Raw genomic sequence first — 23,359 nt, forward strand, 5'->3', positions numbered from 1 at the left:
CGGGATGCCAATCATTGCAGAAATTATTTTATGTCGTTAGAACGAATTCAGCGTGCAAAGACGGAAAAGTTTTAAAAATGTCAATTATCCCTTTAAAAATAGGAATATGCCGATACTGGCTGATCTTATTCATTGTTAAGATTTTAATAGGGATCATTGTACCAATATTCTAATTTTATGATTTTGCATGCTATTTATATAGACACAGCGGATTGCCAGCGCCGTTTAAACCCGCCACAATGTCAGTAGTGGCCGGTTATTACAGATATAACGACGGGAGCATCGTGGCAGGAATGAGGGAAGCATGGGCACAATAGTCATTATATTGGCTGCAATGCTGGCCTGCTCGATTGGGGCGGGTTGTTTCTTTTGGTACGCTATGCGGCATCGCCCGCCGTTAGCGAAACCGCTGCCATTTATCAGTCCACCTTATCGCAAATTAAGCGACGATGAGCGCAAAGCCGTCGAGCGCTATATCACTTCACTTGAACAAAACCTGAAGACTATTTTGCCCGGCGGCAGCGATCCGCTGGTGCTGACCTCGCAAAGCAGTAATGTCTATCCGGTCACGCGATCAATCACACGCTATGGCCTTTCCACCGATGAACCCCATAAATGGCGCTACTATCTGGACGAAGTAGAAGTACATCTGCCGCCGCTGTGGGAGCAGTACATCGCGGAAGAAAACTTCGTCGAACTGATTAAAACCCAGACCATTCCGCTGGTCGTCTCGCTTAATGGTCATTCGCTGGTCAATTACGCTTACGAGCAGCCGAGTATCGCAGCGGCCGCGCGGCCTCTGGCGCCAAATGCCTCAATACGCAAAGAAGAAAGTGAGCATATTGAACTGCTCAGCGTGCGTAAGGAAACCGCAGAGGAGTATACGCTCAGCCGCCCGGACGGCACGCGTGAGGCCGCAGCTATTGGCGTTGCCCTGCTGCTTTTTTTCTTCAGTCTGGTGGGGCCACTGGTATTGATGCCGTGGCTGGTGCTGGCAGGCGTTGCGATTGTTGCGGTCAGCCTGTGGTTTCTGTGCCGCCGCCCCGGTGAAAAAGATCTGCGTGAAATACACTGCCTGCGCGGCGCACCCAAACGTTGGGGGCTGTTTGGCGAATCAAATCAGGGGCAGGTCAGTAATATTTCCCTCGGCATTATCGATCTTATCTATCCGCCGCACTGGCAGCCCTACGTGGCGCATGATTTAGGTCAGCCAACCGAAGTCGATATCTATCTCAGTCGCCACGTGGTTCGCCAGGGCCGCTTTTTGTCGTTACAGGATGAAGCGCGTAATTTCCCGGTTCAGCGCTGGCGAAAGAATGTGGTGATGGCGGCGGCGTCGCTGCTTGTCCTGACGCTGCTCATCGTCTGGATCCCGCTGGGCATGCCCCTCAAGCTCAGCATGGCCTGGCTGAAAGGAACCGATCGCGTACAGGTCACCTCGGTAAACGATCTGGAAAAGATTTCACTGCGGGTTGGTGACAGCCTGAAAGTCAGCGGCACCGGTATGTGCTCGATCCCCACCTCCTATCAGGGGAATCGATCCTACGCTTTTATGCCGTTTGACTGCTCGGCGGTATACTGGAACAATGCCGCGCCGCTGCCGCCGCCGCAGTCCGATATTATTGATAAAGCGACCGCCCTGCTGAATACCACCAGCCAGCAGCTACATCCGCAAACCAGCACGGATCCTAAGCTCAACCCGCAGCTGGCAACGGCTATTCAAAAATCTGGCATGATCCTGCTGGACGACTTCTCCGATATCGTCTTGCAGACGCAGGAGCTGTGCAGCCAGGAGCAGGACTGCGTCAGATTGAAAAATGCGCTGGTGAACCTGGGTAACGCTAAGGATTGGGAGGCGCTGGTGCGTCGGGCTGATTCAGGTTCGCTGAACGGCATGAACGTGCTGCTGCGTCCGGTCAGCGCCGAAGCGCTGGAAAATCTCGTCAATACCGCCACCTCTTCCTTTTTCTATCGGGAGACGCGCCGTGCTGCGGAGTCGTTAAACAGCCCGCCGCCGGGCGGTTTTCTGATTATCAGCGACGAAGGCCGTCAGATGGTTGAGCAGCAGGTGCCGACGGTTTCACTGTTCGACTATGACGCGCCCGAGCAGTGGCAGGAGCTGCAACGCCTGTCAGGTATTCTGCTGCACGCGCGCTTCTCCGCGAGCGGCATCGTCACTAACATCACCACCGATGCTAACGGCACGCGTCACATTGCGCTGCACAGCGAACCGGATGCTGCCACGCTCTGGCGCTATCTCGGCACCAGCCTGCTGCTGGTTGTGGTCGCCCTCAGCTTTATCGTCAACAGCCTTCTGGCGCTACGGCGTATCCATCGCAACCGTAAGCGGATCGTAGCGATTCAAAGCTATTACGATAAATGCCTCAGCCCCGAACTGAATACCACACAGAGCATTAACCCTCTGTTCTGAGCCTGACGCTTTTATGCTACTTTTAAGGTTCAACGCCTCCCCCGCTCTCACCGCTAAATTACTTACGGCGTGTCGCCTTGTTTTCTGGCGAACCATCCCTACATAGGGTTATCCCTGTAAAGGAGCTGCGATGAAAGAAAAATCCGCGGAAGCTGTCCGGCTTGATAAATGGTTATGGGCCGCGCGCTTCTACAAAACGCGTGCGGTCGCGCGTGAAATGATCGAAGGCGGCAAGGTGCACTATAACGGCCAGCGCAGCAAGCCCAGCAAGCTTGTCGAACTGAACGCAGAGTTGACGCTTCGCCAGGGCAACGATGAACGCACGGTGATCGTGCTGACGATAAGCGATCAGCGCCGTCCTGCCGTGGAAGCCCAGCAGATGTACGCTGAAACCGCACCCAGCATTGAGAAACGCGAGAAAATCGCGCTGGCGCGTAAAATGAACGCGCTCAGCATGCCGCATCCCGACCGTCGTCCTGATAAAAAAGAGCGGCGTGATTTAATGAAATTCAAAAATTCAGGCGACGAGTAGCGCGCCTAAACGAGAGAATATTATGGCTCATCAAGACCAACTGCATCGTTACCTGTTCGAAAATTACGCCGTGCGTGGCGAACTGGTCAGCGTTTCCACAACGTGGCGCGACATCATCGACGGTCATGATTACCCGCTGCCGGTCAGGGATCTGCTTGGCGAGCTGCTGGTTGCTACCAGCCTGCTGACCGCCACCCTGAAGTTTGACGGCGACATCACCGTCCAGCTTCAGGGTGACGGCCCGCTGACAATGGCGGTGATCAACGGCAACAATCGCCAGGAGATGCGCGGTATTGCCAGGACGCAGGGCGATATCGCCCCCGGCAGCAGTCTGAAAGAGATGGTCGGCAATGGCTACCTGGTCATCACCATTACGCCTGCCGAGGGCGAGCGTTATCAGGGTGTGGTCGGGCTGGAAGGCGACACGCTGGCCGAATGCCTTGAAGACTACTTTATGCGTTCCGAGCAGCTACCTACCCGGCTGTTTATCCGTACCGGCGAAGCAGAAAGCCAGCCTGGCGCGGCGGGCATCCTGCTTCAGGTGCTGCCCGCGCAGGACGCCAGCACCGATGACTTTACGCATCTGGCGACGCTCACCGAGACGATTAAAACCGAAGAGCTGCTGACTCTGCCGGCAAATGAGGTGCTGTGGCGTCTGTATCATCAGGAAGAGGTCACGCTCTACGATCCGCAGGATGTCTGTTTCCGTTGCACCTGTTCTCATGAGCGATGCGGCGCGGTGCTGCTGTCGCTGCCGGTTGAAGAGGTGGACGACATTCTCGCAGAAGATGGCAAAATTGATATGCACTGCGATTATTGCGGCAGCCATTACATTTATGACGCTGTTGATATTGCCGCATTACGTAACAATGCCGCCTCTGAGGGCAACGCTCAGGTTCATTGACAATAAAACGTGGGCGGCTGCGTGATGGCCGCCCGCTTCTGCTTTTATCTGACCGCCATTTCCGCGTAAAACCCGTGATTCTTTGATTAAGTAATTTTAATAAAGTAAGCCCGCAGACCAATCTGCGTACCGGCTCTCATTTCTCGATCCTGCTGCTATTAAGCCTCTCGCACATGTGGCAACGTCGCGCCATGGAATCAGCATGCCGTCCTCTATAAAGAGTACGGTTCTCTCGTACTGAATTGCAGAACAAAGCCGATAAAGGAGCAGTGAAATGGGCTATATCACATCAGAAGACCTCGCGGCCTGGGGCATCCGGGATGCCGTGGAGATCGTTCATAACCCTGATTATGAAACGCTGTACCGGGAGGAAACCCGGCCGGAACTGTCCGGCTTCGAGCGCGGCATTGAGACACAATCCGGTGCGATTGCCGTCGATACCGGCATCTTCACCGGCCGCTCGCCAAAAGATAAATATATCGTCCGCGATGACACCACACGCGACACGCTTTGGTGGAACGATCAGGGTGCCAAAAACGACAATCAGCCTCTTTCCGAAGAGATCTGGCAGGCGCTTAAAGCGCGCGTGACTGAACAGCTTTCGGCAAAGCGCCTGTTTGTGATTGACGCGTACTGCGGCGCAAATCCCGACACGCGGCTCAGCGTTCGTTTTATCACTGAGGTGGCGTGGCAGGCACATTTTGTCAAAAACATGTTTATCCGCCCGGCCGAAGAGGAACTGGCGGGCTTCGAACCTGACTTTGTGGTGATGAACGCGGCGAAATGCACCAACCCTGACTGGCAGGCGCAGGGGCTTAACTCGGAAAACTTTATCGCCTTCAACCTTACTGAACGTATTCAGCTTATCGGCGGCACCTGGTACGGCGGCGAAATGAAAAAAGGGCTGTTCGCGATAATGAACTACCTGCTGCCGCTGAAGGGCATTGCCTCGATGCACTGTTCAGCCAACGTGGGCGAAGAGGATGACGTGGCGGTATTTTTTGGCCTTTCCGGCACCGGCAAAACCACGCTCTCCACCGATCCGCGACGCAGGCTGATTGGCGACGACGAGCACGGTTGGGATGACGACGGCGTATTTAATTTTGAAGGCGGTTGCTACGCCAAGACTATCCGGCTCTCGCCTGAAGCCGAACCGGAAATCTACCAGGCGATCCGTCGCGACGCACTGCTGGAAAACGTGGTGGTACGCGCCGATGGTTCGGTTGATTACGACGATGACGGTAAAACGGAGAATACCCGCGTTTCCTACCCGCTTTATCATATTGATAATATCGTGAAGCCCGTGTCGAAAGCGGGACATGCCAAAAAGGTGATCTTCCTCACCGCCGACGCCTTTGGCGTGCTGCCACCGGTTTCGCGTCTGACGCCCGACCAAACCCGTTATCATTTTCTTTCGGGTTTTACCGCCAAGCTGGCCGGTACCGAACGCGGCGTTACGGAACCGACGCCGACCTTCTCTGCCTGTTTTGGCGCGGCGTTTCTGACGCTGCATCCCACCCGGTACGCCGACGTGCTGGTCAAACGGATGGAAGCGGCAGGCGCTGAAGCCTGGCTGGTGAATACCGGCTGGAACGGCAGCGGCAAACGCATTTCGATTCAGGCTACCCGCACGATTATCAACGCGATCCTCAGCGGTGAAATCGCCCGTTCTGACACCGCCACGCTGCCGATTTTCGATCTGGAGATCCCGGTATCGCTGCCCGGTGTTGATGCGCATCTGCTCGATCCGCGGAATACCTGGCTCAGCGAGGAGGAGTGGGAAAGCAAAGCGCGCGATCTGGCGCAGCGGTTTATCAAAAACTTCGCCAAATATACCGATACCCCAGCAGGAAAAGCGTTGGTGCAGGCCGGGCCGGTGCTGTGAGAAAACAGGTCGTTCTTATGAACGACCTGTTCTTTGGGGCACGATCAGCCAGCGCCGATGGAAACAGGCGGCGCATCGCCCGGTAGCGGCAGGTAAGCACGGATACAAAGCCCGCCGCGTTCGCTTTCACCAATATCCAGCGAGCCCTGATGCGCATCGATAATGCGTTGCACAATCGCTAATCCCAGCCCGGTGCCGCTGGTGCTGCGCGCACTGTCGCCGCGCACAAACGGCTGGAAAAGATGATTAAGCTGATCGGGGCGAATGCCGGGGCCATCGTCTTCCACCTGGAACCATGCACGCTCTGATTCGCTGCCGCTGCTCACCTTGATCCAGCCGTTGCCATAACGGGCGGCGTTGACCACCATATTGGCGGCAGCGCGTTTGATCGAGAGCGGATTGATGTCCAGCATCAGTTCGCCCTCCATCACGCCATTTTCGATCTCCCGCTCGTAGCCGCTCTCGGCGGCGACGACTTCGCCCAGCACGCTGTTCAAATCGGCCCGCTCTGTCTGCATCTCCTGGCCTGTGCGCAGGTAATCGATAAACTGCTCAATGATGGCGTTGCACTCTTCGATGTCTTTATTGATGGACTCGGCGAGGTAGCCATCCTCCTGCGACATCATCTCCGTCGCCAGGCGAATACGGGTCAGCGGCGTGCGCAGATCGTGGCTGACGCCCGCCATCAACAGCGTGCGGTCATCGGCAAGCTGCTTCACGCCTGCCGCCATCTGATTAAACGCGCGCGTCACCGACCGCACCTCAGATGCGCCATATTCACGCAGCGGTGGCGGAATAATCCCTTTACCGACCTGCACCGCCGCGTGTTCCAGTTCGACCAGCGGACGGTTCTGCATACGAATAAACAGCCACGCGCCGCCAATCGCCAATAGCATAATCGCCAGCGTGTAGCGGAACAGCGGAGAAAAATCGCCCTGATGGATCTCGGTCAGCGGCACTCTTACCCAGATATCGGGCGACAGCCAGGTTTTCAGCCAGACCACCGGCGAGTTTTTATTGACCTCAACGCGCACGTCGGTCGGCCCGCCAAGCTGCTGCGCCATTTGCTGACTGAGGAATTCGTAATGCTGCGCCCAGCGTAATCCGCTCTCTTCCGCCGCTGCATTGGTATACAGCGAAATGCCCAGTTCGCGATAGATTTCGCGGCGAAACGCCGGTGGAACCTCAAGCTGGGTGCCATCTTCAAGCTGAAGCCTGTCTGTCATCAGCATACGCACTTCGTAAGCCAGCACTTTGTTAAACTGCTGAAGGCTCGGCAGAATGGCAAAGTTGAGCACCACCAGATAGGTGGTGACCAGGCTGACAAACAGCAGCGTAACGATCAGCAGCAGCGTACGGGCAAACGAACTTCGCGGAGAGAAGCGGAGTCGCCTCATGCTTTACTGCCGTCCGGCACAAAGACGTAGCCCAGGCCCCACACGGTCTGGATATAGCGCGGATGCGCCGGATCTTCTTCCACCATGCGTCGCAGGCGGGAGATTTGCACATCGATAGAGCGCTCCATCGCGCTGTATTCACGCCCACGCGCCAGGTTCATCAGCTTGTCACGGGACAGCGGTTCGCGCGGGTGGCTGACCAGCGCTTTCAGCACGGCAAATTCACCACTGGTTAACGGCATCGGCTCGTCTTCACGAAACATTTCGCGCGTGCCGAGGTTGAGCTTAAATTTACCGAAGGCGATCACGGCTTCTTCCTGGGACGGCGCGCCCGGCAGCTCATTGGCCTGACGACGTAACACGGCGCGAATGCGTGCCAGCAGCTCGCGAGGGTTAAACGGTTTTGGAATGTAGTCGTCCGCGCCGATTTCCAGCCCGACAATGCGATCCACCTCTTCCCCTTTTGCCGTCACCATGATGATCGGCATTGGGTTGCTCTGACTGCGCAGACGGCGGCAGATGGAGAGGCCGTCCTCGCCCGGCAGCATCAGATCCAGCACCATCAGGTGAAAGGATTCACGCGTCAGCAGACGATCCATCTGCTCGGCGTTTGCCACGCTGCGAACCTGAAAGCCCTGCTCCGTCAGATAGCGTTCAAGCAGCGCACGCAGACGCATGTCGTCATCCACGACCAGAATTTTGTAGTTCTCTTGCATTGTGTTACTCCCAAAGGCGCAATTGCCCAAGCCCGTATTCTTCAAAAAGTTGCCTGATTGTGACAGTCATTAATGGTTTATATTCTAGCCGAAATTGTTACAAAGCATATTAAACAGAGGCTTATCTTTATTTTTTACAGAACTGGCCGCATTAGCGCGTGTTTTTTCAGGAACGAAAGAGCGCGATCACAGTTTACTCCGTGCTTACTGGCTACCATACAGGCAGCTTTTTCAGGGAATTAACGGATAGCGCCACACGGAGGTCGCCATGTTTTTACGCGCTGAAGGCATCAGCGGAGAATCAGTGAGTGCCAACTATCAGGGATGGACCGCGATCGCCTCATTCAGATGGGGTGCGCTGCAAGCCTGCTCTGGCGGCAACGCAACCGGTAAAGTGGCTTTCAGGCCTCTTTCCGTCAACGCCCCCATCGATAAAGCGACCAGCGCGCTGCTTGCCTGTTGTTTAAGCGGCCGCCATATCCCCACAGTAAACCTTGCCGTTTGTCAGTCTGGCAACCCTTCAGAAAGTAACTGCCTTATTACGCTTGAAGACGTTCAGGTCATCACCGTTAATTATGATGGCATTAACGACGGCGAAACGCTGTTTGTGCATTATGCCTTTAAAGCCTCACGGGTGCGTCAGCAATACCGTTTGCAGTCGGCAGACGGTATGAAAGGGCCGGAAGTTGCCTTTACCTGGAACATGCAAAAAAATTGCGAAGAGTAAGCAGGCTTGCCGGCACGATATCCGCCAGCTTTCTGCCTGAAGGAGAATCTGCTCATCACGTAAGGAGTACGTATGTCGCGTAATATTGCCCCCGGGTATTGTATTGTTGAAGAACCCGGCACCCTGGATTTTCAGGCCAGCCTGCTCTTTCGGAATAGTTACTCGGCCGCGGCGCGTCAGTTTTTGCAAATTAATGCTGACACGCCCTGGCTGAAACCTGGCCAGATAGTGATTGTCACCGATCCAGACTCCGTAATAACTCAGCAAATGCTGCATTCGCTCAGACAGGTGAAACAGAAAGCCAATACCGCATTGACGGGCGTCAACGTTGATGAAGCCACTTTTTTACATGAACACTACGCTATGATCGCCGGACTGACACGCGCCGGAGACAAAATATTTGGCGTAGCGAGCGACCTGGGCGCGCGGTATTTTTCCGCCATTGAGCAGACGTTACAGAAAATTGAGGCCAGCTATCAGCATCAATATCGATCGCAGGGCACCTTAATCAGCCGACAGTTTTTCGTTGAACGGAATCAGTTGTTCAATCAGCTAAAACAACTGGTGAATAAGCCGCTGATAAAGTCCCTGGCCCGCTATTCGGTAAAGTTCAGACCGTATGAGGATATACGCAAAGCGCTGAATCTCTCCAGCCGATCCATTGTGCATGAATGGTCGTCAGTCGGCGTGGCGGGCATCCCGGGCTATTCAACCTATACCAGCAACGCGGCGAAAGCGGCGCGGTTTTTAAAGCAAGGCGGCTATATCGGCATCGGCTTTTCCTTTGCCAACGTCACCAATGACGTGATACATGCCTGCACGGTGGGCCGGGAAAATGAATGCGGGAAGTTTGCTTTTAAAGAATATGTTAAGTTTGGAGCGGGCACTTTGGCAAATATAAGAATCGGCGCTTATGGCGCCACGGCGGGATTAAGCATTTGTGCAGCCATTGGTGTTGCCACAGCAGCAATCGGCGGTGTTACCTGTGCAGCAATAGGATCGCTGGCGACGGGTTATGTTGCCAGCAGGGTCGCTGAAGAAACAATAGATATATTTTTAGGAGACTGACTATGCTTATAAAAAAATTAGGTTTATTTTTAATGTGTACAAGCATATTATTATTTATTATTTCATTTTTTTCATACATTCTTAACAGAAAGAAATATAAAAAATTAATAGAATTATTCGAGCAACAACATCCTCTCCCTTCTCCTTTCTTTTTCCATGCATCAGTTGGTTTTCTTGGCGCTTATCCGATGGTTAAATTTTTTCTAAGAATACACAAAAGAGGAAAAATATGCATGATTCCTTCCGAGAGTAAATTCTATGATTTTTTTGATACTGAAAGTGATAAATTGACAAACTGGATGAGATTTTTTTATAAAATATCTTTTTTAAGCATGCTATGTTTTTTCTCCGCAATATTGCTTGCTGTTGTAATTAAAATATCAGATATACAGTAAAATCAGAAGACACGAAGTTCTGGAAATTCTGATGTAGTTATAAACTATTTTTACTCAACGCAGAACGTACACATACTCAGCACTGAACCCACTCTTTCCCATTACCGGTAGCTCTCGCACCCGCGCTGTCTAACTGTCCCGCTCCGGTTGAGCATCGTTTTGAAATCCCGTTGCCTCTTTCAGATAAGCGTATCCCACCATTACGATTGCATCCCGTCTTCACCCATCACAAAATACGCATCAACGCCAGGTCACGACGGAATACTGATGAAAACGAAACTGATCACCCGTGAAGGTTACGACAAGCTCAAAACGGAGCTGGATTTTCTCTGGCGCGAAGAGCGTCCTGAAGTGACCAAAAAAGTCACCTGGGCGGCCAGTCTTGGCGATCGCAGCGAAAACGCCGACTACCAATACAATAAAAAGCGGCTGCGCGAGATCGACAGGCGCGTTCGCTACCTGACCAAATGTCTGGAGCAGCTGCGTATTGTTGACTATTCGCCGCAGCAGGAAGGCAAAGTCTTCTTCGGCGCATGGGTTGAGGTGGAAAACGACGACGGCGACATTAAACGCTTTCGCATCGTCGGCTACGACGAAATATTCGGTCGTAAAGACTATATCTCAATCGACTCGCCGATGGCGCGCGCGCTGCTGAAAAAAGAGGTTGGCGAGGTGGTGGCGGTGAACACGCCGGGCGGCGAAGCGACCTGGTACGTCAACGAAATCGACTACGTTAAACAATCCTGAATGCATGCAGCGCGGTCGTCACACGCTGGCAATTTTTGCCCGCAGTCCGTATAACTGTCCGCTGATCCTTAAGCCATAAAGTACGCAAAAATGAAAGATTCGCTGAGCCGCATAATCGCAAGTGAGCTGCACGCCAGAGCAGAACAGGTGGACGCCGCTGTACGTCTGCTGGATGAAGGGAATACCGTGCCGTTTATCGCACGCTATCGTAAGGAAGTGACCGGCGGGCTGGACGACACCCAACTGCGCCAGCTGGAGAGCCGTCTGGGCTACCTACGCGAGCTGGAAGAGCGTCGCCAGTCAATCCTCAAATCCGTTGGCGAGCAGGGCAAGCTGACTGATGAACTGGCCAGTGCCATTAACGGCACCCTGAGTAAAACCGAGCTGGAAGATCTCTACCTGCCCTACAAGCCCAAACGCCGCACGCGCGGCATGATCGCTATTGAGGCGGGTCTGGAGCCGCTGGCTGAAACGCTGTGGCAGGATCCGTCGCACCATCCTGACGTGCTGGCCGCTGATTTTGTTGATGCCGGGAAAGGTGTTGCCGACATCAAAGCCGCGCTGGATGGCGCGCGCTACATCATGATGGAACGCATCGCTGAAGACGCCGCGCTGCTGGCGAAAGTGCGCGACTACCTGTGGAAAAACGCGCATCTGGTTTCCCGCATGGTGGAAGGGAAAGAGGAAGAAGGCGCGAAATTTCGCGACTATTTCGACCATCACGAAGCGCTCGCCACCGTTCCTTCACACCGCGCGCTGGCGATGCTTCGCGGGCGCAATGAGGGCGTATTGCAGCTTTCGCTGAACGCCGATCCGCAGTTTGATGAGCCGCCGCGCGAAAGCCACGGCGAGCAGATCATCACCGATCACCTTAATCTGCGCCTGAACAACGCACCGGCGGACGGCTGGCGTAAAGCCGTGGTGAGCTGGACGTGGCGTATTAAGGTGCTGCTGCATCTGGAAACCGAACTGATGGGCACGGTACGCGAACGTGCTGAAGACGAGGCCATTAACGTCTTTGCCCGCAACCTGCACGACCTGCTGATGGCCGCCCCGGCGGGCATGCGCGCAACCATGGGGCTCGATCCCGGCCTGCGTACCGGCGTGAAGGTTGCCGTGGTGGACGCCACCGGCAAGCTGGTCGCCACCGACACCATCTATCCTCACACCGGCCAGACGGCGAAAGCCGCTGCCGCCGTGGCGGCGCTCTGCACCAGACATCAGGTGGAGCTGGTGGCGATCGGCAATGGCACCGCCTCGCGCGAAACCGAGCGCTTCTTTATGGACGTGCAGAAACAGTTTCCGCAGGTGCAGGCACAAAAGGTTATCGTCAGCGAAGCGGGCGCCTCTGTTTACTCGGCCTCCGAGCTGGCGGCGCTGGAGTTCCCGGATCTTGACGTCTCCCTGCGCGGTGCCGTTTCCATCGCGCGTCGCTTGCAGGATCCGCTCTCCGAGCTGGTGAAGATCGATCCGAAATCCATCGGCGTCGGTCAGTATCAGCACGATGTCAGCCAGAGTCAGCTGGCGAAGAAGCTGGATGCGGTGGTGGAAGACTGCGTTAACGGCGTGGGCGTTGATCTGAACACCGCCTCCGTGCCGCTGCTCACCCGCGTGGCGGGCCTGAGCAAAATGATCGCGCAGAATATCGTCGGCTGGCGCGATGAAAATGGCCGCTTCCAGAACCGCCAGCAGCTTCTGAAGGTGGGCAGGCTGGGGCCGAAAGCCTTTGAGCAGTGCGCTGGTTTCCTGCGCATCAGCCAGGGCGACAACCCGCTGGACGCCTCAACGGTTCACCCGGAAGCCTATCCGGTAGTGCAGCGTATTATGGCGGCCACGCAGCAAACTCTGGATCTGCTGATGGGCAATCCAACGGCGTTGCGTGGGCTGAAAGCGGCAGACTTTACCGACGAGCGTTTCGGCGTGCCGACGGTCAGCGACATTATCAAAGAGCTGGAAAAACCCGGCCGCGACCCGCGTCCTGAATTCAAAACCGCGCAGTTTGCGGAAGGCATTGAAACGATGAACGATTTGCTGCCGGGTATGGTGCTGGAAGGCGCGGTCACCAACGTCACCAACTTTGGCGCGTTTGTTGATATCGGCGTGCATCAGGATGGGCTGGTGCATATCTCCTCGCTCTCTGACCGCTTCATTGACGATCCGCACAAGGTGGTTAAAGCAGGCGATATCGTCAAAGTCAAAGTGATGGAGGTCGATCTGCAACGCAAGCGCATTGCGCTGACGATGCGGCTGGACGAGCAGCCTGGCGAAACCACATCGCGTCGCGGCAACGGCGGCGCACGCGATGGCGCAGCCGCACCGCGCGGCGGGAAGCCACGGCCCCGGCCGGTTGCGCAGCCCGCTGGCAACAGCGCGATGGGCGATGCGCTGGCAGCGGCTTTCGGCAAGAAAAATTAAAGATCGCAGAGCGGATCGTTCGATCCGCTCTTTTTTTGTCCATCCCTAAGCTTGTCTTGCATCAAATTATTCGAGAATAATTCTCATTATAATTTTCCCCCTTGATTATTACCTTCCGTCATCAGGGTGGATTATGCATTTCATGCCGCAACAGCATTATAAAATTATTACCTTCTCATCTGACGTCAGCGCCGCGTTCCGCCAGAAGCTGTTGTCGCTCGGGCTGCTGCCCGGCGCGGTTTTTGAGGTTAAGCGCATCGCGCCGTTTGGCGATCCCGTGCAAATCGCCACCCCTCGCGTCAACCTGATGTTACGGAAAAAAGACCTCGCATTTCTTCAGCTTGAAGCGCTGCGCTAAGGAGAGCGAAAAGTGAAAACGTTAACGATCGGACTGATCGGCAACCCAAATGCCGGAAAAACCACGCTGTTCAACCAGCTCACCGGCGCGCGCCAGCGGGTGGGAAACTGGGCCGGTGTTACGGTTGAGCGCAAAGAAGGTTTCTTTACCACCGCCCAGTCCAGCGTACGGCTGGTGGATCTTCCCGGCACCTATTCCCTGACCACAGCGTCTGAACACGCTTCGCTGGACGAGCAAATCGCCTGCCACTATATACTGAGCGGCGAGCCGGATCTGGTGATTAACGTGGTGGACGCCAGCAATCTCGAGCGCAATCTCTACCTGACGCTTCAGCTTAAAGAGCTGGGCGTGCCCTGCATCGTGGCGCTGAATATGCTCGATATCGCGCAGAACCAGAAGATAATCATTGATATCCCCACTCTGGCGCAGCGCCTCGGTTGCCCGGTGGTGCCGCTGGTATCCAGTCGCGGCAAAGGCATTGAGCAACTGAAAGCCGCCATTGATGCCCGACGCGGCGAGCCAGATCACATCGCCATTGACTGGCCCGCCGCGGTGCAGAAGGCCGTCCGATCGCTGAGCGAAGCGATGCCTGCGCAGTTATCGCCACGCCAGCGCGACTGGCTGGCGCGCCAGGCGCTTGAAGGTGATATTTACTGCGCCTCGCAAATGGGCGACGCCGCCCGGCTGCTGACGTCGCCCGACGTTCCGCAGGATATGCCGCTGCGTATCGCGGCCGCGCGCTATCAGGCCATTGAAACCATCAGCCAGGCGGCGATCCTGCCCGACAGCGCCACGCCGCATCAGCTATCCGCCCGTCTCGATCGCCTGGTGCTTAACCGCTGGCTCGGGCTGCCGGTTTTTCTGCTGGTGATGTATCTGATGTTTTTCCTGGCGATCAACCTGGGCGGCGCGCTCCAGCCGCTGTTTGACCTCGGTTCGGCGGCAATTTTTATCCACGGTATGCAGTGGCTCGGCGCCACGCTGCACTTCCCTCTGCCGCTGACGCTGTTTCTCGCGCAGGGCATTGGCGGCGGCATCAATACCGTTATGCCGCTGGTGCCGCAAATCGGCCTGATGTACCTGTTTCTCTCGCTGATGGAGGACTCCGGCTATATGGCACGGGCCGCCTTTGTGATGGATCGCCTGATGCAGGCGCTGGGACTGCCGGGAAAATCGTTTGTGCCGCTTATTGTTGGTTTCGGCTGCAACGTGCCGTCGGTGATGGGCGCACGCACGCTTGACGCGCCGCGCGAGCGGCTGATGACCATTTTGATGGCGCCGTTTATGTCCTGCGGCGCCCGACTGGCAATTTTTGCGGTGTTCGCCGCCGCCTTTTTTGGTCAGAACGGGTCGCTGGTGGTATTCAGCCTATACCTGCTGGGCATCACCGCCGCCATTCTGACCGGTCTGGCGCTGAAACATACGTTGCTGCGCGGCGAGGCGACGCCATTTATTATGGAACTGCCCACCTGGCACGTGCCGCACCTGAAAAGTCTGTTGATTCAGACCTGGCAGCGGCTGAAAAGCTTTGTATTCAGAGCCGGTAAAGTGATCGTCGCGGTCTGCGTACTCATCGGCGCCCTGAACAGTTTTTCATTTAGCGGCAGGCCGGTGTCCGCTATCGATGATTCGGCGCTGGCGACGCTGAGCCGCCAGCTCACGCCGCTGCTGTCACCGATGGGCGTACAGGCCGATAACTGGCAGGCAACGGTGGGATTAATCACCGGCGCGATGGCGAAAGAGGTGGTGGTCGGCACGCTGAACACGCTCTATACCGCTGAAGCGCTGCATGAAGAAGCTTTTGATGCCGAAGAGTTCAGCCTGTTTAACGAACTGGGTGAGGCGCTGACGGAAACGTGGGACAGCGTCCAGGCGGCATTCAGGCCGGACGTGCTGTTCAATCCAATTGAAGCCAGCAAAGGCGACGGCGAAATGGCCGGCGGCGCAATGGGCGTCATGCATGCTAAATTTGGCAACGACGCCGCAGCTTACAGCTATCTGATTTTTGTGCTGCTCTATATTCCCTGCGTCTCGGTAATGGGTGCCGTTGCGCGCGAAAGCAGCCGCCGCTGGATGCTGTTCTCAATTTTCTGGGGCCTGAACCTGGCTTACTCGCTGGCGACGATTTTTTATCAGTTCGCCACCTTTACGCAGCATCCGCAGTCTGCAAGCGCTACGTTGCTGGCGGTCGTTTTGTTTAATCTGCTGCTGTGGATCACGCTGAAAAAGGTCAGGTTGCCGCCGGAGCGTCTGGCGCTGAAGACTCTCACCGCATCGGGCTGCCAGGGCTGCGCCAAAAGCGGAAGCTGCCACTGATCCGCATTGTTGAAGTTGCGATTTTGCTTCAACGGTCTACAGTGAAAGTTAACGTGGCTGACAGCGGCACACTGTAAAAAATGGACGTTATTAATCAGTTAATCGATGAGATCTACGACCATGCCTTTCCCGCCGACTGCCGGGAAAGGCTGATAAACGCCATTCAGCGCACGCGCGCCGCGCTCAACCATCAGCGTAAAACGCACTGGGATGAAAAAGATGTGGTGCTGATCACCTACGCAGATCAGTTCCGTGAGAGCGAAGCCCCAACCTTACGCACCTTATCGCGATTTTATCAGCAGCATCTGCAATCCACTTTTAATCTCGTGCATCTGCTGCCCTTTTTCCCGTACTCCTCCGACGATGGTTTTTCCGTTATCGATTACCATCAGGTCAGCGCCATCTGCGGCGACTGGGCGGATATCGCCGGGCTGCACCAGCATACGCGCCTGATGTTTGATTTCGTTTGCAATCACATGTCGGCGCACAGCGCCTGGTTTAAGCAGTATCTGGCGATGGACCCCGCCTGGAATGACTATTTTATCAGCATGCCGCCCGCCACCGATCTCAGTGGCGTCACCCGTCCGCGTACCTCGCCGCTGCTCACGCCGTTTGAAATGGCCGACGGCACCACGCATTTTATCTGGACAACTTTCAGCGCCGATCAGATCGACCTGAACTTCGGCAATCCTGCGGTGCTGTTAACCATGGTGGACGTGCTGCTGGATTATCTGGCGAAAGGTGCCGACTACGTGCGGCTGGATGCGGTAGGTTACATGTGGAAAACGCCCGGCACCTCCTGTATTCATCTGCATAAAACGCATCTGCTGGTAAAAATGTTTCGCGCCATTGCAAACGAGGTTGCGCCAGGTACGGTAATCATCACCGAAACCAACGTGCCGCACAAAGACAACATCAGCTATTTTGGCAACGGGCATGATGAAGCGCAGATGGTGTACCAGTTCTCGCTGCCGCCGCTGGTGCTGCACGCCATCCATAACGGCTCGTCCCGTGCGCTGAAACAGTGGGCCGCCTCGCTGGATCAGGGCGGCGGCGCCACCACCTTCTTTAATTTTCTCGCGTCCCATGACGGCATCGGTCTGAATCCGCTGCGGGGCATTTTACCGGAAACGGAAATCGTTTCGCTGGTGCGCGACCTGGCGATGGAAGGCGCGCTGATCTCCTACAAAAATAATCCTGACGGCACCACCAGCCCTTACGAAATCAACGTCACCTATATGGATGCGCTGAACAAAAAGGATGACAGCGACGATACCCGCCTGCTGCGCTTCCTGCTGGCTCACGCGCTGCTGCTGGCATTTCCCGGCGTGCCGGCGATTTATGTGCAGAGCATTCTCGGTTCGCGAAACGATATAGAAGGGGTTAAAGCCGCAGGCCACAACCGGGCGATCAACCGCGAAAAGTATGCCATCAGCGCGATTGAAGCCGATTTAAGCGATCCGCAGTCGCTGCGCCATCGGGTTTATCATGCGTTAAGCCATTTGATTCGGATCCGTATTCGCCAGCCCGCTTTTCACCCCGACGCGCCGATGGAGGTGCTGGAGAGCGATAACGCGCTGCTGGTGATGCGCCGTCGGACGAAAAATGATGAAGGTCCGTTGCTGTGTGTTTATAACCTCAGCGCGCGCGCGATTGCATGGACACCGCCGGAGAGTCAGCGTTATCGCGATATCGTTCATGATGAGATCGTAGACGGGGAACAGCCGTTAACGCTGGCGCCGTGGCACTGGCTCTGGCTGAAAAGTTAAGAGAAACAGGCGGCAGAGCGCCGCCTGTACGGCGTGTTATTTATAAACATCCGCCGTGGCGCTGAACTTACCGTGTTCACGTCCTGCAATCACCAGGAAGTATTTCCCACCCTTCTCATCGGCAAGCTTCGACAGGGCTTCCTTCGCATCCATCGGCGACGTGGTTTCCGAGGTGGTGTTTACCGTGCCGATTTTTTCCAGATTCATCTTTTGCACGTCTTCCTTGGTCACTTCTTTGGCCGCAAATGCACCGAAAGAAACGCCGCCAACCAGCAGACCCACTGCAATTGTTTTGAACATATTCATTAAAAAAACTCCTTAATTATTAGCGGAAGTAAGCAGTCGCCGGATGTGCATTCGGGAGGCGGACGCAGCCTGCTCCCGGCAGTCCAGAGGTAAAATTAAGCGATCCTGCCTACCTGAACAATTATTATCTCTAATGAATAAATCGCCACTGTTTAAGGAGAAAAATTACTCTTTCAGTCCCGCCGCGAAGACGACCAGGCGATCGCAGAAGCTGTCCGGGTGAGAGATAAAGGGCGCGTGCGCTGCTTTATCGATAATAACCGACTCGCTCTGCGGCCAGGCCGCGTCCAGCAACGGCGCAATGCGACGCGGCACCAGGCCGTCCAGCGCGCCGTAAATACGCAGCATCGGCACCGTTAACGCCTGCATCTCATTACGAATATCCACCGTGCGCAGGATCTCCAGACCGCCGTTGAGCACGCCCACATCCGGCGCAGGCAGCGCCAGTACCACGCTTTTTAATAAGCGCGCATCCTGGCGGGCTGTCTGGGTGCCCAGCGTTTGCAGCGCCAGAAAACGCTCCACGGTACGCTGAAAATCATCGCGCAACTGCTGCTGAAAGCCGCGCAGCGTATCCGCCTTGATACCCGGCCAGTCGTCGTTCGCCGTAAAGCAGGGGGAGGAAGCGACGCTGACTAATCCGCTCACCTGTGCCGGGTGCAGCAGCGCCATTTTGCTGGCCACCAGGCCGCCCAGCGACCAGCCCAGCCAGATGGCCTTCTGCGGCGCGAACGGCAACAGCGCCGCAACCATTTCCTCAACGTCCATCGCCGGAAAATCACGGCTGCGGCCATAGCCAGGGAGATCGACCAGATGCAGGCGAAAATGCGGGCTGAGCCGCGAAACAATGCTGTGCCATACCTCTGCATTCAGCCCCCAGCCGTGCAGCATCACAAGATCGTGATCACCCCTGCCGATAGTCTGCCAGTAAAGCTGCGTCATCCGTTATAGTCTCGTTTTTGCCATGGAGGCCGCTATGCTATCAATCCCCACCGCCTGTTGGCTATGTCAGATGCCGCTGGCGCTGTCGCATCATGGCTGCTGTAGCCTGTGCCTGCGCAGCCTGCCCGCGCTGCCGCCCTGTTGTCCGCGCTGCGGCCTGCCCTCTTTGCACTCTCGTCAGGCGTGCGGCCGCTGTCTGGCGCGCCCTCCCGCATGGAGCAGGCTCATCGCCGTAAGCGACTGGCGGCCGCCGGTGAGCGACCTGGTAAAAAAGCTGAAGTTTCATCAGGCTACCGCGCTGTCGCGAACGCTGGCGCGACTGCTGCTGCTGAGCTGGCTGGCGGCACGTCGTCAGCACGGGCTGCGCAATCCCGACCTGCTTCTTAGTGTACCCTTACATAAAATGCGTGCCTGGCGGCGCGGTTATAATCAGCTCAGCGATATCGCCCGTTATCTGGCCCGCTGGTGTGGCTGCCGCTATGCTGCGGGCGGGCTGACGCGAACGCGTAAGACCAGAATCCAGCGCAGCCTGCGCGCCAGTGCCCGCCGCCGGAATTTGCGCGGTGCATTTCGGGTTGAAATCGCCGTCAAAGGGCAACATATCGCCCTGGTGGATGACGTGGTCACCACCGGCAGTACCGTCGAAGAGATCAGCGGCATTTTACTTGCCGCCGGAGCGGCCAGCGTGCAGGTATGGTGCCTGTGCCGAACCTTGTAGAGCGTCGGCGTTGGGCGTATAATAACCAACTAAATTAGTCAACTATTGAGCAATCGCCATGATCCGAATTACTGATGCTGCCCAGGAGCACTTCTCAAAATTGCTGTCAAAACAGGAAGATGGCACCCAGATTCGCGTTTTCGTGATTAATCCAGGCACGCCAACGGCGGAGTGTGGCGTCTCTTACTGTCCGCCAGACGCGGTTGAAGCCACCGATACTGAACTGAAGTTTGACAGGCTTTCTGCGTATGTTGATGAACTGAGCGCGCCGTATCTGGAAGAAGCGGAAATCGACTTTGTCACCGACAACCTCGGTTCCCAGCTCACGCTGAAAGCGCCTAACGCCAAAATGCGCAAAGTGAGCGATGATGCGCCGTTGATTGAGCGCGTCGAGTATCAGCTTCAGGCGCAGATCAACCCACAGCTTGCCAGCCATGGCGGCCGGGTATCGCTGATGGAAATCACCGATGAAGGCTACGCCATTCTTCAGTTTGGCGGCGGCTGTAACGGCTGTTCGATGGTTGACGTGACTCTGAAGGAAGGTATTGAGAAAGAGCTGCTGGCGACCTTCCCTGAACTGAAAGGCGTGCGCGATTTGACCGAGCATCAACGCGGCGAACACTCTTTTTACTAAGCTCTTTGTTCATGCGGACGGCCTTCACCGCCCGCATCCTCTCCTACGCCTTTTTTAACGGCTTCCCGGTTTTCCTTCTTCGGTTCAGATCGTTAAGCAGCCCGGTTACCTCTCTGTCCGCAAACATCTCTTCCAGCGTGACGTTGAGCTTGCGCCGCCAGTTGCGATACTGATCGGTGGTGCCCGGCACGTTCACCGGCTTTTCCATACCCGTCCAGTCCTCCGGTTGCAGCCCCAACAGCGCGCTGTTACTGTCGGCGATGAAGCGATGCAGCGCACGGTTCAGCACGGGCGTCATCTCCATTACGCTGGCTTTTTTTCCGCTACGCTTTGGCAGGCAGCCATATTGATGAAGCGCCTCCAGCAGCGCCTGCTTCTGCCGCGCACGCTGCTGACAGAGCGCTTGCAGCACCGCTTTGTCAGGATATACACCCAGCGTTTCGCCCAGCGCCAGGTCGCCCGCCGTCCAGAAGCCCTTCAGCGTCGGCAGATCGTGCGTGGTGGCGCTGGCCATCGACTGCCGCGGCCAGGCAGACGGCGCCCGATAGCGATCGCCGCTCTCCTGCTCGAAGTACATCACCTTCCACGAATAGATACCGCCCTGACGCAGCATGGCGACAATCTCCTGCGGCACAGTGCCCAGATCTTCGCCAATCACCATGCATTTGTTGCGATGGCTTTCCAGCGCCAGAATCGCCAGCAGATCGTTAACCGGATAATAAACGTAAGCGCCAACGTTGGCGGTTTCACCATGCGGGATCCACCACAGCCGCAGCATCGACATTACGTGATCGATGCGCAGCGCGCCGCAGTTGTGCATGTTGGCGCGAACCAAATCGATAAAGGGCTGGTAGCCGCGCGCGGTCATCACGTGCGGATCCATCGGCGGCAGCCCCCAGTTTTGCCCGAGCGGCCCGAGCGGGTCCGGCGGCGCGCCAACGGAGGCCGCCAGGCGATACAGTTCTCGATCGCACCAGGTTTCTGAGCCGCCTTCCGCCACGCCGACCGCGAGGTCGCGATAGAGCCCAACGGGCATCTCATGCTGCTGGCTGAGCTGCCAGCAGGCGGCAAACTGCGTGTCGGCCAGCCACTGCAACCACAGCCAGAAACGGATCTCCTGCTCGTTCTCCTGACAGAATGCCTGAACCGCCTCGCCGTGGATATCCTGTAGCGCTTCGGGCCAGGCTGGCCAGCCCCAGCGCTGCGGATCCTCAGTGAGCATCGCGCCATGCAGCGCATCATAAGCCGCCTGCCAGAACAGGCTGCCGCCGCCGTGGGCGATAAAGGCCTCAAATGCCTCACAGGCGTCGTCGTTGTCCGGCCGCTGGCAGAAATGCTGCCAGGCATGGCGCAGCCCCTGTATTTTCAGCTCGCTGACCAGACGGTAATCCACCCACTCGCCCTGCCTCGCCTTCGCCAGGCGCGCCTGGGTATTTTTCTGCTGCCACCAGCGCTGTGCGGCTTTGCTTTGCTGAAAATCCGCCACCGCCGCCACGTCGATATAGATAACGTTAAGCCAGCGTCGGGATGAGGGACTGTACGGGCTGGCGTTTTCCGGGCTGGCGGGATAGAGCGCATGGATGGGATTGAGTCCGATAAAAGCGCCGCCCCGTTCGGCCACGTGGGCAATCATCTGTTTCAGATCGCCAAAATCGCCGATGCCCCAGTTATTTTCCGAGCGCAGGGTATAAAGCTGTATGCAGGCGCCCCACAGCTTCTTGCCTTCCAGCAGCGGCGCAGGTTCATAGCAGCGTTTCGGCGCGATGATGACCCGGCATGTCCAGGACTTTTTACCCTGACTCAGCCGGAGCTGATGGTAGCCAAAGGGTAACGCACCCGGCAGCGTGATCGCCTCACCGGCGCTGACCTGACCGCTGTATTCGCGCTGGTTTTCCGTCTCCAGTCGCCAGACATACTCGCCTTTGCCGGTCACGCCCAACTGCATGGTGCGTTTACGAATAAAAACCTTGCAGGCCGGGATCGGGCCGGGCTTTGCTTTCCAGAGGTCAGACATCGCGGCAAGCAGCCGTTCGCGCACCTCGCGACCGATCTCTTCCGGCTCGCCTTTGGCATTGACGTATTTCGCGGCAATACCTGCCGCAGCCGCCATCTGTTCAAACTTTTTTTTATCCATGCTTCCGCCCGTTATTTATACCAGAACGAAACGGATTAACTCTCTGCTGCGACATACCCCTTCCTTCTTAAATAACGAACAAAATCAAATACGGGCTCACGCCTCTTACAGTTAAGACCGTAAAAGGGAAAAATGCTCATCGCTGTGGGAAATTATGGTTAAAAATAAGGATGATGCGGCGTCCGTGCCGCGCGGGGTTCAGCAGAGTTCCAGATGAACGTCGTGCTGCTCAATCATTTTCAGCACGCCGGGCGGCGGCGCTTCGTTGGTGAACAGATAGTCGATCAGGCTCATATTGCCGAGGTTGACCATCGCGTTACGGCCAAATTTTGAGTGATCCGCCACCAGCATTACGCAGCGTGAATTCTCAATAATGGCGCGCTTGGTGCGTACCTCATGGTAATCGAAGTCGAGCAGCGAGCCATCCATATCGATACCGCTGATGCCCAGGATGCCGTAGTCGAGGCGAAACTGTGAGATATAGTCCAGCGTGGCTTCACCGATGATGCCGCCATCGCGGGTTCGTACTTCACCACCGGCAATAATCAGGCTGAAATCCGGTTTGGACATCAGCAGCATCGCGACGTTGAGGTTGTTGGTGACCACCCGCAAATTCGTGTGATTCATCAGCGCGTGGGCCACCGCTTCCGGCGTGGTGCCGATATCAATAAACAGCGAGGCGCCATCAGGGATCTGGCTGGCAACCCGGCGGGCGATGCGCGCTTTTTCCGCCGACCACATCATTTTACGATCCTGCCACGCGGTGTTTTCAGAACTGGAAGGCAGCGCCGCGCCGCCGTGGTGACGCTGAATTTTGTTCTGCTCCGCCAGATCGTTCAGATCGCGGCGAATGGTCTGTGGGCTGACGGTAAAGTGATCCACCAGCTCTTCCGTACTGACATAACCCTGACGACGCACCAAATCGATAATGGCGTCGTGACGTTGCGTCTGCTTCACAAAGCTCT

The 23,359-nt window shown here is 56.3% G+C and carries 20 protein-coding genes; 14 read left to right on the top strand and 6 right to left on the bottom strand.

What is annotated here, in order from left to right; translation table 11 throughout:
* The first annotated feature begins 304 nt into the window (after positions 1–304).
* The 4 genes from FA91_RS17015 (at position 305) to pckA (ending at position 5,752) form a co-directional block, all read left to right on the top strand.
* Positions 305–2,431, top strand: coding sequence for an intracellular growth attenuator family protein (locus tag FA91_RS17015; protein WP_034917599.1), 2,127 nt, complete (start codon positions 305–307; stop codon positions 2,429–2,431).
* Positions 2,432–2,561: 130 nt separating this feature from the next.
* On the top strand, positions 2,562–2,963 hold the full coding sequence (gene hslR, locus FA91_RS17020; protein ID WP_034917602.1) for a ribosome-associated heat shock protein Hsp15: 402 nt from the start codon (positions 2,562–2,564) through the stop codon (positions 2,961–2,963).
* A 22-nt stretch (positions 2,964–2,985) separates the two neighbouring features.
* The gene (gene hslO, locus FA91_RS17025; protein WP_034917603.1) at positions 2,986–3,867 is read left to right on the top strand and encodes an Hsp33 family molecular chaperone HslO; all 882 of its coding nucleotides are present in this window, start codon (positions 2,986–2,988) and stop codon (positions 3,865–3,867) included.
* A 274-nt stretch (positions 3,868–4,141) separates the two neighbouring features.
* Positions 4,142–5,752 (top strand): phosphoenolpyruvate carboxykinase (ATP), encoded by a 1,611-nt coding sequence (pckA, locus tag FA91_RS17030; RefSeq protein ID WP_034917606.1) that lies wholly within the window; start codon positions 4,142–4,144, stop codon positions 5,750–5,752.
* 44 nt (positions 5,753–5,796) lie between these two features.
* Here pckA and envZ read toward each other — a convergent pair whose 3' ends face one another.
* Positions 5,797–7,149 (bottom strand): two-component system sensor histidine kinase EnvZ, encoded by a 1,353-nt coding sequence (envZ, locus tag FA91_RS17035; RefSeq protein ID WP_034917608.1) that lies wholly within the window; start codon positions 7,147–7,149, stop codon positions 5,797–5,799.
* Positions 7,146–7,865, bottom strand: coding sequence for a two-component system response regulator OmpR (gene ompR / locus FA91_RS17040; RefSeq protein ID WP_001157751.1), 720 nt, complete (start codon positions 7,863–7,865; stop codon positions 7,146–7,148). The genes envZ and ompR overlap by 4 nt, the downstream gene beginning before the upstream one ends.
* A gap of 268 nt (positions 7,866–8,133) precedes the next feature.
* On the opposite strand from ompR, the gene FA91_RS17045 reads away from it, so the two are divergent.
* The 8 genes from FA91_RS17045 (at position 8,134) to FA91_RS17080 (ending at position 17,660) form a co-directional block, all read left to right on the top strand.
* Positions 8,134–8,592 (top strand): type VI secretion system tube protein Hcp, encoded by a 459-nt coding sequence (locus FA91_RS17045; protein WP_034917610.1) that lies wholly within the window; start codon positions 8,134–8,136, stop codon positions 8,590–8,592.
* A 72-nt stretch (positions 8,593–8,664) separates the two neighbouring features.
* Complete coding sequence (locus tag FA91_RS17050) at positions 8,665–9,660, top strand: hypothetical protein (protein ID WP_034917612.1); 996 nt, start codon at positions 8,665–8,667, stop codon at positions 9,658–9,660.
* A gap of 2 nt (positions 9,661–9,662) precedes the next feature.
* Positions 9,663–10,055: a hypothetical protein gene (locus FA91_RS17055; RefSeq protein ID WP_034917613.1), complete on the top strand. Its 393-nt coding sequence runs from the start codon at positions 9,663–9,665 to the stop codon at positions 10,053–10,055.
* A 267-nt stretch (positions 10,056–10,322) separates the two neighbouring features.
* Complete coding sequence (gene greB, locus FA91_RS17060) at positions 10,323–10,802, top strand: transcription elongation factor GreB (RefSeq protein WP_034917616.1); 480 nt, start codon at positions 10,323–10,325, stop codon at positions 10,800–10,802.
* Positions 10,803–10,892: 90 nt separating this feature from the next.
* Entirely contained in the window at positions 10,893–13,217 is a 2,325-nt protein-coding gene (locus FA91_RS17065; RefSeq protein ID WP_034917618.1) for a Tex family protein, read from the top strand.
* A gap of 133 nt (positions 13,218–13,350) precedes the next feature.
* A complete protein-coding gene (gene feoA, locus FA91_RS17070) occupies positions 13,351–13,575 on the top strand; it encodes a ferrous iron transporter A (protein ID WP_034917621.1) in 225 nt (74 codons plus the stop codon).
* A gap of 12 nt (positions 13,576–13,587) precedes the next feature.
* On the top strand, positions 13,588–15,891 hold the full coding sequence (gene feoB, locus FA91_RS17075) for a Fe(2+) transporter permease subunit FeoB (protein WP_034917623.1): 2,304 nt from the start codon (positions 13,588–13,590) through the stop codon (positions 15,889–15,891).
* An 80-nt stretch (positions 15,892–15,971) separates the two neighbouring features.
* The gene (locus FA91_RS17080) at positions 15,972–17,660 is read left to right on the top strand and encodes a sugar phosphorylase (RefSeq protein WP_034917625.1); all 1,689 of its coding nucleotides are present in this window, start codon (positions 15,972–15,974) and stop codon (positions 17,658–17,660) included.
* A gap of 36 nt (positions 17,661–17,696) precedes the next feature.
* Here the strand turns inward: FA91_RS17080 and FA91_RS17085 are convergent, their stop codons facing one another.
* Together FA91_RS17085 and bioH are read right to left on the bottom strand one after the other, a co-directional pair.
* On the bottom strand, positions 17,697–17,966 hold the full coding sequence (locus FA91_RS17085) for a DUF1471 domain-containing protein (RefSeq protein ID WP_034917628.1): 270 nt from the start codon (positions 17,964–17,966) through the stop codon (positions 17,697–17,699).
* Positions 17,967–18,131: 165 nt separating this feature from the next.
* A complete protein-coding gene (gene bioH, locus FA91_RS17090) occupies positions 18,132–18,908 on the bottom strand; it encodes a pimeloyl-ACP methyl ester esterase BioH (RefSeq protein ID WP_034917629.1) in 777 nt (258 codons plus the stop codon).
* Between the two features lie 34 nt (positions 18,909–18,942).
* On the opposite strand from bioH, the gene gntX reads away from it, so the two are divergent.
* Both gntX and nfuA read left to right on the top strand, forming a co-directional pair.
* Positions 18,943–19,626 (top strand): DNA utilization protein GntX, encoded by a 684-nt coding sequence (gene gntX, locus FA91_RS17095; protein ID WP_034917632.1) that lies wholly within the window; start codon positions 18,943–18,945, stop codon positions 19,624–19,626.
* Between the two features lie 58 nt (positions 19,627–19,684).
* Entirely contained in the window at positions 19,685–20,260 is a 576-nt protein-coding gene (nfuA, locus tag FA91_RS17100) for a Fe-S biogenesis protein NfuA (protein ID WP_034917634.1), read from the top strand.
* Positions 20,261–20,303: 43 nt separating this feature from the next.
* Here the strand turns inward: nfuA and malQ are convergent, their stop codons facing one another.
* Positions 20,304–22,394, bottom strand: coding sequence for a 4-alpha-glucanotransferase (gene malQ / locus FA91_RS17105; protein ID WP_034917635.1), 2,091 nt, complete (start codon positions 22,392–22,394; stop codon positions 20,304–20,306).
* Between the two features lie 198 nt (positions 22,395–22,592).
* Positions 22,593–23,351 carry a DeoR/GlpR family transcriptional regulator gene (locus FA91_RS17110; RefSeq protein WP_034917636.1) on the bottom strand — a complete coding sequence of 253 codons (759 nt, stop codon included), beginning with the start codon at positions 23,349–23,351 and terminating at the stop codon, positions 22,593–22,595.
* Between the last annotated feature and the right edge of the window lie 8 nt (positions 23,352–23,359).

Origin of the sequence: Erwinia sp. 9145 (genome assembly GCF_000745075.1) — a bacterium.
In the GTDB taxonomy this organism is placed as follows: Bacteria; Pseudomonadota; Gammaproteobacteria; order Enterobacterales; family Enterobacteriaceae; genus Erwinia; species Erwinia oleae.